Annotated in this window: 18 protein-coding genes; 6 read left to right on the forward strand and 12 right to left on the reverse strand. The window is 66.6% G+C overall.

The features are described 5' to 3' along the window. Positions 1 to 52: 52 nt before the first annotated feature. The gene (locus Q8M88_RS00775; RefSeq protein WP_305594128.1) at positions 53 to 394 is read left to right on the forward strand and encodes a hypothetical protein; all 342 of its coding nucleotides are present in this window, start codon (positions 53 to 55) and stop codon (positions 392 to 394) included. A 10-nt stretch (positions 395 to 404) separates the two neighbouring features. Further along, positions 405 to 1085, forward strand: coding sequence for a uracil-DNA glycosylase (locus tag Q8M88_RS00780; protein ID WP_305594096.1), 681 nt, complete (start codon positions 405 to 407; stop codon positions 1083 to 1085). Here Q8M88_RS00780 and Q8M88_RS00785 read toward each other — a convergent pair. The 5 genes from Q8M88_RS00785 to Q8M88_RS00805 all read right to left on the reverse strand — a co-directional run bounded on the left by Q8M88_RS00785 (position 1018) and on the right by Q8M88_RS00805 (position 4274). Beyond that, positions 1018 to 1890, reverse strand: coding sequence for a hypothetical protein (locus tag Q8M88_RS00785; RefSeq protein ID WP_305594098.1), 873 nt, complete (start codon positions 1888 to 1890; stop codon positions 1018 to 1020). The two genes, Q8M88_RS00780 and Q8M88_RS00785, sit on opposite strands and share 68 nt — an antisense overlap. Positions 1891 to 1904: 14 nt before the next feature. After that, positions 1905 to 2537 carry a C1 family peptidase gene (locus tag Q8M88_RS00790; RefSeq protein ID WP_305594100.1) on the reverse strand — a complete coding sequence of 211 codons (633 nt, stop codon included), beginning with the start codon at positions 2535 to 2537 and terminating at the stop codon, positions 1905 to 1907. After that, complete coding sequence (locus Q8M88_RS00795) at positions 2534 to 3433, reverse strand: ImmA/IrrE family metallo-endopeptidase (RefSeq protein ID WP_305594102.1); 900 nt, start codon at positions 3431 to 3433, stop codon at positions 2534 to 2536. The genes Q8M88_RS00790 and Q8M88_RS00795 overlap by 4 nt, the downstream gene beginning before the upstream one ends. Before the next feature lie 106 nt (positions 3434 to 3539). Next, positions 3540 to 3893 (reverse strand): helix-turn-helix domain-containing protein, encoded by a 354-nt coding sequence (locus Q8M88_RS00800; protein WP_305594104.1) that lies wholly within the window; start codon positions 3891 to 3893, stop codon positions 3540 to 3542. Between the two features lie 6 nt (positions 3894 to 3899). Next, positions 3900 to 4274, reverse strand: a complete 375-nt coding sequence (locus Q8M88_RS00805) for a hypothetical protein (RefSeq protein WP_305594106.1) — start codon at positions 4272 to 4274, stop codon at positions 3900 to 3902. A 316-nt stretch (positions 4275 to 4590) separates the two neighbouring features. Here Q8M88_RS00805 and Q8M88_RS00810 point away from each other — a divergent pair, with 316 nt between their 5' ends. The 4 genes from Q8M88_RS00810 to Q8M88_RS00825 all read left to right on the forward strand — a co-directional run bounded on the left by Q8M88_RS00810 (position 4591) and on the right by Q8M88_RS00825 (position 7302). Continuing rightward, positions 4591 to 5112 carry a hypothetical protein gene (locus tag Q8M88_RS00810; RefSeq protein WP_305594108.1) on the forward strand — a complete coding sequence of 174 codons (522 nt, stop codon included), beginning with the start codon at positions 4591 to 4593 and terminating at the stop codon, positions 5110 to 5112. 108 nt (positions 5113 to 5220) lie between these two features. Beyond that, positions 5221 to 5622 (forward strand): YciI family protein, encoded by a 402-nt coding sequence (locus tag Q8M88_RS00815; protein WP_305594110.1) that lies wholly within the window; start codon positions 5221 to 5223, stop codon positions 5620 to 5622. Beyond that, entirely contained in the window at positions 5619 to 6869 is a 1251-nt protein-coding gene (locus Q8M88_RS00820) for an RNA polymerase sigma factor (protein WP_305594112.1), read from the forward strand. The genes Q8M88_RS00815 and Q8M88_RS00820 overlap by 4 nt, the downstream gene beginning before the upstream one ends. 22 nt (positions 6870 to 6891) lie before the next feature. Further along, a complete protein-coding gene (locus Q8M88_RS00825) occupies positions 6892 to 7302 on the forward strand; it encodes a glyoxalase/bleomycin resistance/extradiol dioxygenase family protein (protein ID WP_305594114.1) in 411 nt (136 codons plus the stop codon). Positions 7303 to 7368: 66 nt separating this feature from the next. Here the strand turns inward: Q8M88_RS00825 and pnp are convergent, their stop codons facing one another. The 7 genes from pnp to infB form a co-directional block, all read right to left on the reverse strand. Next, positions 7369 to 9510 carry a polyribonucleotide nucleotidyltransferase gene (pnp, locus tag Q8M88_RS00830; protein WP_305594116.1) on the reverse strand — a complete coding sequence of 714 codons (2142 nt, stop codon included), beginning with the start codon at positions 9508 to 9510 and terminating at the stop codon, positions 7369 to 7371. Positions 9511 to 9786: 276 nt separating this feature from the next. Next, positions 9787 to 10056, reverse strand: a complete 270-nt coding sequence (gene rpsO / locus Q8M88_RS00835; protein ID WP_305594118.1) for a 30S ribosomal protein S15 — start codon at positions 10054 to 10056, stop codon at positions 9787 to 9789. Then, on the reverse strand, positions 10028 to 11005 hold the full coding sequence (gene truB, locus Q8M88_RS00840) for a tRNA pseudouridine(55) synthase TruB (protein WP_305594120.1): 978 nt from the start codon (positions 11003 to 11005) through the stop codon (positions 10028 to 10030). Before truB ends, rpsO begins: the two co-directional genes overlap by 29 nt. A gap of 4 nt (positions 11006 to 11009) precedes the next feature. Beyond that, a complete protein-coding gene (gene rbfA / locus Q8M88_RS00845) occupies positions 11010 to 11444 on the reverse strand; it encodes a 30S ribosome-binding factor RbfA (RefSeq protein ID WP_305594122.1) in 435 nt (144 codons plus the stop codon). 99 nt (positions 11445 to 11543) lie between these two features. Then, the gene (locus tag Q8M88_RS00850) at positions 11544 to 12062 is read right to left on the reverse strand and encodes a DUF2939 domain-containing protein (RefSeq protein ID WP_305594124.1); all 519 of its coding nucleotides are present in this window, start codon (positions 12060 to 12062) and stop codon (positions 11544 to 11546) included. Then, the gene (locus Q8M88_RS00855) at positions 12059 to 12631 is read right to left on the reverse strand and encodes a lipocalin family protein (protein ID WP_371132602.1); all 573 of its coding nucleotides are present in this window, start codon (positions 12629 to 12631) and stop codon (positions 12059 to 12061) included. The genes Q8M88_RS00850 and Q8M88_RS00855 overlap by 4 nt, the downstream gene beginning before the upstream one ends. A gap of 85 nt (positions 12632 to 12716) precedes the next feature. Further along, positions 12717 to 14788, reverse strand: a 2072-nt coding sequence (infB, locus tag Q8M88_RS00860; protein WP_305594126.1) for a translation initiation factor IF-2, incomplete at its 5' end; no start/stop codon positions are given.

The raw sequence follows: 14788 nt of genomic DNA on the forward strand, positions 1-14788 counted from the left end.
ACGATGAAGCGGAATCACCGCTCACGCCTTTTCCAAACAGCCTCTAAGGGCCCTGCTCCACCTCAAGCGCAAAAGCGATGCGGAGTTGGACGAAAACCAAGATGGAGCACGCGCCATCCTTATCGAAGAAGGGGTCGCGACCTTCATCTTTGGGCGGGGCCTCGATCGTCAGCTTTTCGAAGGCCTGGACCACGTCGACTATGACCTCCTGAAATCCATTCAGGAATTCATCCGCGGCTATGAAGTGACGCGCTGTGCGCTTTGGCAGTGGGAAAAGGCCATCTTGGACGGATTTGCCGTATTCCGCGCCCTGAAAGCGCACCGCCAGGGCTATGTCGTGGCCGACTTCGACGGCCATACGCTTGAGTTTAGAGAGGGTCTCGATGAGGGGTGATAATGTCGCGGTGAAGGGCGAGCCGCAGGATCGCGCTCTGGAGTTCTCCGCCGCCTTGTGGGCTATGGAGTTCGAGAACGTCTTCAATCCCTACCGCCACGTCTGTGAGATCCATGACGACGAGGCCTCGCCTGGGGTTAGACTCCACAACCTGGAGATCTATTTCGCCGAGGCCTTCAGAGCGATGCCGCGCACGGCCTGGATCGGACGTGACCTAGGCTATCGCGGCGGCCGCCGCACCGGACTGCCGTTGACCGACGAAGCCCATCTCCCTTCATTCTGCGTCGCCTTCAACGTCGATGGCGCACGCAAGGCGACGACGACGCAGACTGTGGCGGAACGCACCGCCGCCGAAATCTGGCGCGTCATACAAGCAATCGAAGAGCCGCCGTTCCTATGGAACGCCTTCCCTTTCCACCCCCACGAAGCCGACGCACCCCTGAACAACCGCTGTCACACGCGGCGCGAGTTCGCCGCCTGTGAGGATCTTTTGGCGGCTATGATGGAGGCCTTCGACTTCGAGCGAATCTTTGTGCTGGGCAACGATGCCGGACGGGCGCTCGAACGCCTGGGCCTCCCCCATACCTATGTGCGCCACCCAAGCTACGGTGGGCAGACAGAGTTCAGGCGGCAGATGGCAGAGGCGTATGACCTGCGGCTGGAGCCACGACAGCCTGAACTGGCAATGTAGCCTCGGCGTCCGCCGCCTTACGGCAGGCGGCGATCAGCCGCGTGATATCGCCCTCACCCCATCGACCTCCGTCACCGCCGCCGCCGCCGCCGCCGGCATCCAGGCGGGCGAAAGTGGAATTGATTGTCAACGGCCCCACTTCCAGTCCGCTTTCGTTGGCGACAAAGAACTGCAACCTGGCCAAGCCGATCAGGTTGCCCAGAAGCCTCTGGACATAAAAATGCGATCGATAGGTGGCGTTCAGCCGAACCCTCCCGTCATAGACCTTGAAGCTCAGATGGCTGAGGCAAGGTCCCCCATAGGGGCGCAACCGATCGCGGTCCGGGTCGTAGATTTCGATGTCGTCTTCAAAGGGGCCAACGTTGAGTTCATGCGCCGCCCGATACTTTCCATGGTCCCTGATCTTGGTGACGAGCGCCGCAAGCGGCACGTATTTGCGCTTCTTTGGGTCTAGCCGCGGTTCAAGCAGCCGTAGGGCATAGGTGCCCCATCGGCGATCATTGCTGCGAGCGCTCCTGATGTGCTGGATGCGCTTGGGGTACACCTCGTACACGCCCTTGGCTCCGTGATGCAGATAGTCGCTGAGCGGAAAGAGCGTTTCCGCGACCGTTTCAACCCGGGAGCCCCCATGGTCCCGGAGGAAGGCGTCGACGGTATCGAGGATCACCCGATCCGACGCCGAGTAGATCGTCGGCGTGGCGATGCCGAGGAAGACGTCGAAGTCCTCGTGCGCCGGGCAGCCCGTGAGGTGCTCAACCGCCTTAAGCCAGACACTGGGGCAGGTTTCGCCTTTGATCAGTTCCATCGGTAGCTCTCAGGTTAGGATCGCGGTGTCGCGGAGTTGCCCGGCAACATAAGGACGCGACAGCCAGGCGTGCCCGCCGGAGCCCCAAGAGCCCCCCAGCTGTTACGGATCAGGATGTGCTGATCACCACTCGGATCTCGTCCGTGCCCAACGGCAAGCACGGCGTGGCCACTGCGGGCCGGATCAGGATTCAATGGCGGCAGCCGTCCGCTCGGGGTGCAGCGAAGGAAGCTGGCGGTGATCACCAGCCCCAGCACCACAGGGCGGTCGCTGTCGAGCGTGGCGACAATCGCGTCGAAGTCCCGAGACGACATATCTGCGGTCGCCTTCAACACCGGATTCTTAAAGGTCGGGACGGTCCAAGCCCCTGGGGCGGGTTGCGCCGCCAAGTAGGGCCAGACGGCCTCCACGGGTTGACCATCATCGCGAAGGGCATCGCCCATCGCGAGCATCGAGGCACCCGCGCCGGGATCGGCACCGGGCGTTCGTTGAACTGAATGATAGAACAAATACTCCACACACAGGAGTTCGGGCGCGGCGATATGGCGCTCATGAGCGGCCGTCGTCGCGAACGCAAGGCATGCTGAGCGTTGACCCTGGTGCCGGACGCCTTGAAACTGGGGTCGCAGGTCGACATCGACGATCACGCGGGCATGGCTCCTACACGCCGGCGCTCGGCCTTGGAAAGGCCCCCTGTTTCAGCACCGTCGAAGTTCAGAGTCACGGTGAGGCGTGAATCGTTGCTGGGGCTCCAAGGCTGGCTTTCGATGAGAGAGACTGTCCGACGATCCGACGTCAGGGGTCTTGCCATGACGCGGCGTTTGGCCGGCGCGCCGTATATAACCGGGTCTTCGTTGAACTCCGATCTGTCATCGAGGATTTCGAGGCCGGCTTCGCGCAGGATGCCAACGTCCCATTCGTATCCAGCGCTACTGTTCTCCGGCAGTTCCAACCGGACCAGGTCGCGCTCGGTGCTGCCGATGACGCCGCCATCATCGCGCTCCGTGAAGCGCCAGACGTCGGCCCATGAGTCGGCCGGCCGAAATCCGTCGCCCAGCCGCGCCTTCATGTTGGCGACCTTCTCCTTCCGGAGCGCATCAACTTCGGGTCGCTTCAGGATTTGATGGCTCAGAAGCCCCCAGCAGGTCGCCTCGTAGCTGGCGCCCATGCGCAACGAGAGCTGGTAGGTGACGTTGGGGTTGCGTAGTTCAGCGACCGACCACCCCTGCCGTTGGATGTGGTAGCCGTAGAGCCATCTTGGGAGCATGAACTCGGCCGCAAAGGCGTCGGCGGCGACCTCCTGGAGATCGCGCCCTTTGTCGGGTCCAAGGGGGCCCCGTTCGAGAATCTCCAGGTCGATGCTCGCCTCGTGGTCGAGCATCAAATGGCCGAGTTCGTGGGCGGCCGTGAATCGCTGGATACTGAGAGTCCGGCGCGTGGTGATCATGATCCCACGCAGCGGCTTCGGCAGGCAAAGCCCCTGGGCAGTCTCAAGGGGTTTGAACAGAAGGGGAATATCCAATTCGGCAATGATCTCAAACACGTCGACCGCCCCGCCCGACTGGCGGATGCGCGCCTCCAGCCCAAGCTGACGGTGAAGCCGCTTGGCGGACGCAGCCGCGTTCAATCGAGTGGAGGCAGCAGGCGACCTAGCCAACGCGATCGTCCTTCTTCGATCGCGCCTGCAAGAACTCAGCAAAACGCAGGAGCTCTGCGCGATCCTGGTCTGAGAGATCGCGGGTCGCGCGAGCCAAGTGCTGAACGTCCTCTGGAATCTGTTGTGGCATAGCGCCGGCAAGAGTCTCGACCGACTGCCCGTAGAGTTTGGCAAACGCGGCCAACTCAACCGCATCGACCTTTCGTCGACCGTTTTCTACCTGAGATAGTGATGGGCGGGAAATCCCGATCACTCGAGCCGCTTCGTCCTGCGTCAGTTCGAGATACTCGCGCGCTTTGCGCAGCCGCTCACCGAGATCGCGCCATTGGTCCGCTGGAGAGGCCATGGCGGGCTACGCCCCCGCCGGCTGCTTGCTGGATGTCTTCTTGACCTTGAGTTCGCCGACGAAGACGGCCCGCAGTTTCGGAACAAGGTCTGCGATCATGGCGTCGCAGCTGTCATAGCCACCGGGTTTGATGATCTCGGGCGGCAGCTCGATGCCGAGCACTTCCTCCGTGATCAAGGTCGCGTCTACAACGCGCTTCGAATCGATCGCGGCTCGGACACTGATGATCGAGCCTCCAGCGCCGGCCGGGGCCTTGGCCTCAATTGATCCGTCGATGGAGGCGGTCTCAGTTTCAAACCATCCCTCCAGCTCAGCGATCAAAATCGCTTTTTTTTCCGCGAAGATCTTCTCCAAGTCCTCCTTGGTGGGTGCATCGGCCATGGCGTCCTCCGTCTGATTGCCGTACATATATGGCATAGTATGTATGATTTTCCAACACCACCTAGCAAGTGTGTGTGACGAGCGAGGGTGGCACACTCCCCGCCGTCGCCCAATGCAAGGTCCCGAACTCCGCCAACCGCGAGGCGCCAGTCTCAAGTACTGGGCGCTGCCATCAGCATTCATCGGACATCCCGAACGTCGCAGGTGGGTCGTGAGCGGACTTCTTGTCTACGGGATGCCTGCCCGCCGTCCGCGACAAAATTTGACAACCGGCCCTTCTCGTGTTCTCTTTTTGTTCGTGGCGACGACAGCGGACATGGGTGAGCGGCAGGGGCGCGTGCTGGCGGAGCTGGCCGAGCTCGGGATGACGCTGGCGCGTGGGCTGGCGGCGCGGGCCCAAGGTGCTTCGAGCGACGAGGCGGTGCTGGGCCTGGCGCTGGCGTTCCACCGGGTGTCGCGCGCGGTGCGCATGACGCTGGCGCTGGAGTCGCGGCTGGCGCAGGAGCGCCGCGAGGCGGTGCGCGAGGACCGGGTGCTGGCCAACCGCGCCTGCGAGATCCGCAAGGGCCAGGTGCGCACCGCGCTGTGGCGCGAGATCAGCCAGGATTACGAGCGCGACGAGGCGCTGGCGCTGCTGCGCGAGGTGGACGCCCATCTCGCCGAGGAAGTGCTGTTCGAGGATTTCGGCGCCATGCCGCTGGAGGCCTGCATCGCCCAGGTGCGCAAGGACCTCGACCTGGAAGCCGCCCGCGCCGCCAACGACGAGGGCGCGGACCCCGCCGCGGCCCTGAGCGAAGCGCCCGAAACCGGCGAACGCGCCTCCGGCGCGGGGCCCTAAAGCCCCCCTTCTCCCCCTGCGGGAGAAGGACCCGCGCGTTTTTTGCGCGCACCCCGCTGTCGGCCCGCGCCATACTCGTGCGTCTTTGAGACGAACGAGGCCCGCGCCATGCTCTACGCCATTCTCTGCTACAACGAGGAAGACGCCGTCTTCTCCTGGACGCAAGACCAGGAGGCCAAGGTGATGGCCGACCTCGCCCAGGTGCAGGACAGGCTGGTCGCCCAGAACCGCTTGGGACCCGTCGCGCGGCTGCTGCCGACGACGGCGGCGACCACGCTTCGCAAGGGCGGCGAGCAACTGGTGATCGACGGGCCGTTCGCCGAGACCAAGGAGCAGCTGCTCGGCTTCTACGTCGTCGACTGCGCGGATCTGGAGGGCGCGCTGGCCGTCGCCCGCGACCTCGCCGCCGCCAACCCGGGGCCGGGGTCCTATGAGATCCGCCCCCTGCTGCTGTTCCACCCCAACGCCGCGCTCGCCGTCAGCGCCGTCGCCGGCGTCGCCGCGTCATGAGCGACCTCGCCTGGATCCAGGGGGCGATGGCGTCCGCCCGGCCCCAGGCGATCGGCGCCCTGCTGCGCTATTTCCGCGACCTCGACACCGCCGAGGAGGCGTTCCAGGACGCCTGCCTGCGGGCGCTGAAGACCTGGCCGGCCAACGGGCCGCCGCGCGACCCCACCGCCTGGCTGATCATGGTCGGCCGCAACGCCGCCCTCGACGGGGTGCGCAAGCGCGCGCGCAACACCGCCCTGCCGCCCGAGGAGGCGATCAGCGACCTGGCCGACGTCGAGGCGCCGATGGCCGAGCGGCTGGACGGCGACCATTACCGCGACGACGTGCTGCGGCTGCTATTCATCTGCTGCCACCCGGACCTGCCCCCCACCCAGCAGATCGCGCTGGCCTTGCGCATCGTCTCGGGCCTCAGCGTGAAGCAGATCGCCCGCGCCTTCCTGGTCGGCGAGGCGGCGATGGAGCAGCGGATCACCCGGGCCAAGGCGCGCATCGCCCGCGCCGACACGCCCTTCGAGGCGCCCGGCCCCGTCGAGCGCTCCGAGCGGTTGGCCGCGGTGGCGGCGATGATCTACCTGGTGTTCAACGAGGGCTACTCCGCCGCCGGCGGCGAGGCCCGCGGCCAATTCAGCGACGAGGCGATCCGGCTGGGCCGCCTGCTGCTGCGCCTGTTCACCAACGAGCCGGAGATCATGGGGCTGACGGCGCTGATGCTGCTGCAGCACGCGCGCACGCCGGCCCGCTTCGACGCCGCCGGCGAGGTGGTGCTGCTCGACGACCAGGACCGGAGCCTGTGGAACGGCAAGATGATCGCCGAGGGCCTGGCCCTGATCGACAAGGCGATCCGCCACCGCCGCCGCGGCCCCTACCAGGTCCAGGCCGCGATCGCCGCCCTGCACGCCCGCGCCGCGACGCCCGCCGACACCGACTGGGCGCAGATCGACCTGCTCTATGCGGCGCTGGAGGTGATGCAGCCCTCCCCCGTCGTCACCCTCAACCGCGCCGTCGCCGTATCGAAGGCCCGCGGGCCCGCCGAGGCGCTGGCGATGATCGAGCCGCTGGAGGATCGCCTGGCCGGCTACTTCCACTTCTACGGCGTCAAGGGTGGGCTGCTGATGCAGCTCGGCCGCGAGGCCGAGGCGCGCACCGCATTCGACCAGGCGATCGCCCGCGCCAACTCCGCGCCCGAGGCCGCCCACATCCGCATGCACCTCGACCGCCTGATGAAGGACGGCGAGCGCTCCGCTTAAGCCCCCACGAAAGGACTTTCCCATGGCTGACAACCCCTCCAGCGAACAGGCGATGCAGGCCGGCGGCGTGATCGCCCACCTCTCCATCGACGGCGCCGCCAAGGCGATGGACTTCTACAAGAAGGCCTTCGGCGCCGAGGAGCTGATGCTGATGAAGAGCGACGACGGCCAGCGGGTGATGCACGGCCATCTGAGGATCAACGGCGGCGACCTGATGATGGCCGACTTCTTCCCCGACTTCGGCTACCCGGCCGTGCCGGCCCAGGGCTATGCGCTGCACCTGCAGGTCACCGACGTCGACGCCTGGTGGAAGCGCGCCGTCGACGCCGGCTGCGAGGTGACCATGCCGCTCGCCGAGCAGTTCTGGGGCGATCGCTACGGCCAGGTCAAAGACCCCTTCGGCGTCACCTGGGCCATGGCCGCCCCGAAGTAGCGCCCAGCAAAAAGGGCGGCCGCATCGCTGCGACCGCCCCGATTGTCTTAGCCGTCAGCTCAGGCCTTAAGCCTCGGCGGTTTCCGGCTGGTCCTTCTTGGAGAGGTCTTCACCGGTCTCCTGGTCGACCACCTTCATCGACAGGCGGGTCTTGCCGCGGTCGTCGAAGCCGAGAAGCTTGACCTTCACGGACTGGCCTTCCTGCAGCACGTCCTGGACCTTCGCCACGCGGTCGGCGGAGATCTGGCTCACGTGGACCAGGCCGTCCTTGGCGCCGAAGAAGTTCACGAAGGCGCCGAAGTCGACGATCTTGACCACCTTGCCGGTGTAGATCTCGCCGACTTCCGGCTCGGACACGATCGACTTGATCCAGTCGCGGGCCGCGTCGATCTTCGACTGCTCGGCGGCGGCGATCTTCACCGTGCCGTCGTCGCCGATGTCGACCTTGGCGCCGGTCTCCGCGACGATCTCGCGGATCACCTTGCCGCCGGTGCCGATGACTTCGCGGATCTTGTCGACCGGGACCTTCATGGTCTCGATCTTCGGCGCGAATTCGCCCAGCTCGGTGCGGGGCGCCTCCATGGCCTTGCCCATCTCACCCAGGATGTGCGCGCGGCCGTCCTTGGCCTGGGCCAGGGCCTTGCGCATGATCTCCTCGGTGATGCCGGCGATCTTGATGTCCATCTGCAGCGAGGTGATGCCGTCTTCGGTGCCGGCCACCTTGAAGTCCATGTCGCCGAGGTGGTCCTCGTCGCCCAAGATGTCGGAGAGCACGGCGAAGCCGTCGGGCTCGAGGATCAGGCCCATGGCGATGCCGGACACCGGCTTCTTCAGCGGCACGCCCGCATCCATCAACGCCAGCGACGAGCCGCAGACGCTGGCCATCGAGGACGAGCCGTTGGACTCGAAGATCTCCGAGACCAGGCGGATGGTGTAGGGGAACTCCTCCGCGCTCGGCAGCATCGGGCGGATCGCCCGCCACGCCAGCTTGCCGTGGCCGACTTCGCGGCGGCCCGGCGCGCCCATGCGGCCCGTCTCCCCGACCGAGAACGGCGGGAAGTTATAGTGCAGCATGAACTTCTCGTAGTACTTGCCCTCGAGCGCGTCGATCAGCTGCTCGTCGTCGCCGGTGCCGAGCGTGGCCACGACCAGGGCTTGCGTTTCGCCGCGGGTGAACAGCGCCGAGCCGTGGGCCCGGGGCAGCACGCCCACTTCGGAGACGATCTGGCGGACCTTGTCCACGGTGCGGCCGTCGATGCGGATGCCGGTGTCCAGGATGTTGCGGCGGACGACGTCGGCTTCCAGTTCCTTGAACACGCCGCCCAGCTTGTCGGGCGAGACGCCGGTGGGATTGGCTTCAGACTTGCCGAACTTCTCGGAAGCCTTGGCCTTGGCCGCGGACACCGCGTCGTGACGCTGGCCTTTGGCGACGATCTTGTAGGCGGCGGCGAGGTCGGCGCCGATCAGGCCCTTGATCTCGGCCTTGATCGCGTCGGTGTCGTCGGGGACGAAGTCGAACGGCTCCTTGGCGGAGTGTTCGGCCAGTTCGATGATCGCGTCGATCACCGGCTGCATGCCGGCGTGGGCGAACATCACGCCCTTGAGGACCTGATCCTCATTGAGCTCCTGGATCTCGGACTCGACCATCATGACCGCGTCGTGCGTGCCCGCAACGACCAGGTCCATCTGGCTGTCCTTCATTTCCTCGAGCGTCGGGTTGAGGATGTATTCCCCATCCACGAAGCCGACGCGGGCGCCGGCGATCGGGCCCATGAACGGCGCGCCGGAGATCACCAGGGCGGCGGAGGCCGCGACCAGGGCGACGATGTCGGGGTCGTTCTCCAGGTCGTGGGCGAGCACGGTCGTGACCACCTGGACCTCGTTCTTGAAGCCCTTGACGAACAGCGGCCGGATCGGACGGTCGATCAGGCGCGAGGTCAGGGTTTCCTTCTGCGACGGCGCGCCTGCGCGGCGGGGGAAGCTGCCCGGGATCTTGCCCGCGGCGTAGAACTTCTCCTGGTAGTTGACGGTGAGCGGGAAGAAGTCCTGACCGGGCTTCGCGCTCTTGGCGAACACCGCGGTGGCCAGCACCATGGTCTCGCCGTAGATGGCCAGCACCGCGCCGTCAGCCTGACGGGCCATGCGGCCGGTTTCGAGCGTCAGCGTCTTGCCGCCCCACTCGATCGATTTGCGTTTGATGTCGAACATTTCTCTTCTTTCTCAACCCGCGGGCGTATTCCCGGCGGGGACGGACAGGGGGTTCGGGCTTTCCGAAATCCTCTCCAGATGAACAGGCGGCGAGGATTTCTACCGAACCCTCGTGCGGACGTGCAGGCTCTCACATGAAACGGGAGCCTGAGGCGCCGCCGCTGATCCTTCAGCCTGTCGTGAAGGGGCGGCGGCTATGTATCGACGCCGCCCGCGAGCGGGGGCGCTGTCGTTAAAGCGTCTGCGCGGGCTCGCCCGCGCAGTGCGAGGCCTGGCTTAGCGGCGCAGGCCCAGCTTCTCGATGATGCTCTGGTAGCGAGCTTCGTCGGTCTTCTTCAGGTGATCCAGAAGCGAACGGCGCTGGGAAACGAGCTTCAGAAGCCCCCGGCGCGAGTGGTTGTCCTTCTTGTGGGTCTTGAAGTGCTCGGTCAGGTTGGAGATCCGTTCAGACAGGATAGCCACCTGGACCTCGGCGCTGCCGGTGTCGGCTTCGCCCCGGGCGTGGGTCTTGATCAGTTCAGCCTTGCGTTCGATCGTAATCGACATCGGTGAGGTCTCCGCTCTTTTCGATGTTGAAGACCCGCGCGGGCTCGAGCCGGCCGGCGCGCATCTCGCAGAGAGCGATGATCTGTCCGCCCGTCGTGGCGGAAACGGTGCGAGACCCGGGATTGAGCCGGGTCTTCAGCGCTTCCACCTGTCGGGGAATGAGAACGATCGATCGTCCCTGCTTGAGCCTGAAAGCGTCTTCGTCGGTCACGGCCAGCGCCGGGATGTCGTCCAGCGCGGTCTCGACCGGAAGCAATGCCTCCAGATGGCGGGCCTTATGCCCGAATTCCTCAAGCGTTTCCAGTCCTATCGCCCGCGCCTCGGTGAAGCCGCCGACACGGGTGCGGCGCAGCGCGCTGACATGGCCGCAGGCGCCCAGGCGTTCGGCCAGGTCGCGCACCACCGCGCGGACATAGACGCCCTTGCCGCAGTCGATCTCGATCTCGACGTGGTCGGCGTCCGGCGCCGCGGTGACGCGCGCCGCATCGATGCGCACGATGCGGGCCTTGAGCTCCACGGTCTCGCCGGCGCGGGCGAGGTCATAGGCCCGCTCGCCGTCGACCTTGATCGCCGAGTAGATCGGCGGGACCTGGGAAATCTCGCCAACGAAGGCCGGCAGAGCGGCAGCGACGGCGTCCGGGTCGGGGCGCACGTCGGAGCTTTGCGTCGTCTCGCCTGCACGGTCGAACGTCGCGGTCGTGCGGCCCCAGGCGATGGTGAACCGATAGGTCTTGTCGGCGTCCATCAGGTACGGGACCGTCTTGGTCGCCTCGCCCAGAGCGATCGGCAGGATGCCGGTGGCGAGGGGGTCGAGGGTGCCGGCGTGCCCCGCCTTCTGGGCGTTGAACAGCCGGCGCACGCGACTGACGGCATGGGTGGAGGTCAGGTCATAGGGCTTGTCGAGGCAGACCCAGCCCGAGACCGGGTCGCCCTTGCGCTTGCGGCCCATGGCGTCAGGCCTCGCCGTCGTCGTCGGCGCCGTCACCCGGGGTCAGGTCGCGGCGGACGCGCGGGTCGTCGAACAGGCGGTTGATGCGGGTGGCCTCGTTGAAGCTCTCGTCGTGGAGGAACTTGAGGTCGGGCGTGAATTTCATGTCGATGATCCGTCCCAGGCGCCCACGCAGGTACTTGGTGTGGCGGCCCAGCGCCTCCACCACTTCGGAGGCGTGAACGCCGCCGAGCGGCTCGACGAAACAGATGGCGTGGCGCAGGTCCGGGCTTATCCGGACTTCGGTGATCGTCACCGAGACCCCCTGCAAGGTGGAGTCAGCCAGCTTCTCTTCGCGGAGGATCTCGGCGAGGGCGTGGCGGACCAGTTCGCCGGCGCGAAGTTGGCGCTGGGTGGGACCGGCGGGCTGACCGCGGCCGGGCTGTGAGGGGCGTTTCATGTCGAGGCCTCGGCTTGCGCCCGAACGGCGGATCGGACGCCGGCGCGGGGAAGGCGCGCTTCTAGAGAGCCAGGACGCGGAAGTCCAGCGCGGGCGGAATCAGCCGCCCGTGCGCAGCATTGAGGTCTCGCCTTCGAAGACGGACAGACGCCACACGCCCTGTTCCTGGGTGAACATCAACAGACAGGGGCCGCCTTTCTTACGGGTGGCGCAGACCCGGCCGTCGCCGACGTCCTGCAGGCTGCCGGCGATGGCCATCCGTCCGGGCAGCGGCTGGCCCTCGCGATAGCCGTAGTACTCGGCGACGGTGCGGAACACCTTCGGTCGGATCAGCGCGTCGCCGGCCAGGCTCGCGGCCGAGGAGCCCAGAAGTGCGCCGAGCATCTTCAGCCTGGGATCGGCGGACGGCTTGTTGAGTTCGGCGGTCATCCGCGCGCCGATCTCGCGCTCCAGCGCGGGCCGGTCGACGTGGGCGTCGAAGGCCGCGTCGTCACCGTCGCGGATGGAGACGAGCAGCGCGTGGACGTCCCCGGCCGCGTCGATCTTCTGCACCGAGGCGCAGGCCGCGAGCGACAGGGCGGCGAGGCCGGTCGCGACCAGGTTCAGGATGCGGTTCATGGTGTTCCCCCGGCGTGGCGGGTCATGCGGAGCAGCCCGAGGTCATAGCCCAGCCCCTTCACGCGCGCGAGCAGGTCGCGGCGGCGCTCGGCCGAGGGCTGGGCCTCGCGGGTCAGGACCCAAAGATAGCGTCCCGACGGCTCGCCGACGATCGCCCAGCTATAATCGTCGGAGCGATCCAGCACCCAATAGTCGCCGAAGAAGAACGGTCCGAAAAACGAGACCTTGAGCTTGGCGGCCTTGGCGTCTCCGACAGGCTTTGCGCGACCGTCCGAGGATTTCGCAGGACCATCCGGCGCGCCCTTGCGGCAGGTATTGAGCACCGAGATGAGGCCGTCGGGCAGCTTTGCGTAACGCGCGGTGACGCCTTCGCAGCCGCGTTCGAAGCGGTTGTCGTAGCGAGCGAACTCGTACCACAGGCCCTGATATCGCTCGAACTCCACCGCCTTTGCGGGCTCGGGCACGCGCGTGTTGCCGACCGGGCCGGCGGCGCAGGCCGAAAGGGCCAAGGCGCTGGCGGCGATCGCGGCGGGAAACATCCTGGTGATCTGCATGGTGCGGGAACGCATGAGCTGTAGATCCGCGCCGCTTCGGCGGAAACGAAAAGGCCCCAGAGATGAACTCCGGGGCCTGATCTGTTGCGGCGAAACCCGTTTAGAGGCTGCGCTTGACCTCTTCGAGGGTGAAGCACTCGATCGTGTCGCCGACCTTGATGTCCTGGAAGCCCTGGAAGAACATCCCGCACTCCTGGCCGGACTGGACCTCGTTGACCTCGTCCTTGAAGCGCTTGAGCGTCTGCAAGGTGCCGAGTTCGAGCACCACCACGTCCTGGCGGATGATCCGGACGCGCGCGCCCTTGCGGACCACGCCCTCGGTGACCCGGCAGCCGGCGACCTTGCCGACCTTGGTGATATCGAAGGCCTGCAGCACCTCGGCGTTGCCGAGGAAGGTTTCGCGCTGGATCGGCGGCAGCATGCCCGAGAGCACGCCTTTGATGTCGTCGATCAGGTCGTAGATGATCGCGTAGTAGCGGATCTCGACGCCTTCGCGGTCAGCCAGCTCGCGCGCCTGCTTCGAGGCCCGGACGTTGAAGCCCAGCACCGGCGACCCGGCGCCCTTGGCCAGCATGACGTCGCTTTCGCTGATCGCGCCGGCGCCCGACAGGATGATCCGCGCACGGACCTCGTCGGTGCCGAGCTTGTCCAGCGAGCCGACGATGGCTTCGGCGGAACCCTGCACGTCGGCCTTGATGACCAGGGGCAGTTCCGAGACGCGCTTGTCCTGCAGCTTGGCCATCATGTCGGCCATGGTGACGCCGCCGGCGACCGGCGAGCCGGCCTTCTCGCGCTTCAGACGCGTGCGGTATTCGGTGAGTTCGCGCGCACGCGCTTCGTTCTCGACGACGGCGAAGGGCTCGCCCGGATCGGGCGTGCCGTCGAGGCCCAGGATCTCCACCGGTTCCGAAGGCCCGGCGCTGGCGACCTGTTCGTCCCGCTCGTTGAGCAGCGCGCGCACGCGACCGAAGCTGGAGCCGGCTACGACGATGTCGCCGCGCTTCAGGGCGCCGCGCTTGACCAGCACGGTGGACACCGCGCCGCGACCGCGATCGAGCTTGGCCTCGATCACCACGCCGTCGGCGGTGCGGTCGGGATTGGCCTTGAGCTCCATCAACTGGGCCTGCAGCAGGATGCCTTCGATCAGGTCCTCGAGGCCCATCTTCTGGGTCGCGGAAACCTGGATCGCCTGGGTGTCGCCGCCGAGGCTCTCGACCACGATCTCATGCTGCAGCAGCTCGTTGATCACCCGCGTCGGATCGGCGTCCGGCTTGTCGATCTTGTTGATCGCCACGATGATCGGCGCGCCGGAAGCCTTGGCGTGATGGATCGCCTCGATGGTCTGAGGCATGACGCCGTCGTCGGCCGCGACCACCAGGACCACGATGTCGGTGACGTTGGCGCCGCGGGCGCGCATCGCCGAGAACGCAGCGTGGCCAGGGGTGTCGAGGAAGGTGACCCGCTCGCCGTCCGGCAGGCGGACCTGATAGGCGCCGATGTGCTGGGTGATCCCGCCGTGTTCGCCGGCGGCGACGTCGGTGGCCCGCAGCGCATCCAGCAGGCTGGTCTTGCCGTGGTCGACGTGACCCATGACCGCCACGACGGGCGGCCGGGGCTCCAGGTGCTCGTCCTCGTCCACGTCGTCGATGAAGCCTTCTTCGACGTCGGCTTCCGACACGCGGCGCACGGTGTGGCCGAATTCGGTGGCCACCAGTTCGGCGGTGTCGTTGTCGATGACGTCATTGATCTTCAGCATCACGCCCTGACGCATCAGGAACTTGATGATCTCGACGCCGCGGATGGCCATCCGGTTGGCCAGTTCGGCCACGGTGATGACGTCGGGAATGACCACTTCGCGCGCGGCGCGGGCCTGTTCCTGGCTGCCGCCCTTGCGCTTCTCGCGTTCACGCTCGCGCGCCCGGCGGACCGAGGCGAGGCTGCGCATCCGTTCGACGGCGTCCTCGTCATTGCCGGCCACGGTCTGGATGGTCAGGCGGCCTTCGCGGCGCTGGACAGCGCCCTTTCCGCGGGAGATCGCCTTGGTCGGCGCGGCGGTCTTGCCGCGGCGCGCGCCGTCGTCCTCGTCCTCCGGACGCCGGTAAAGACCGGCGCCGCCGGGCCGCGGGGCCTGGCGCACAGCGCGTTGGACTTCGGTCGTCGCAGGCGGTGCGG

It is taken from the genome of Phenylobacterium sp., assembly GCF_030693805.1.
Classification (GTDB): domain Bacteria; phylum Pseudomonadota; class Alphaproteobacteria; order Caulobacterales; family Caulobacteraceae; genus Phenylobacterium.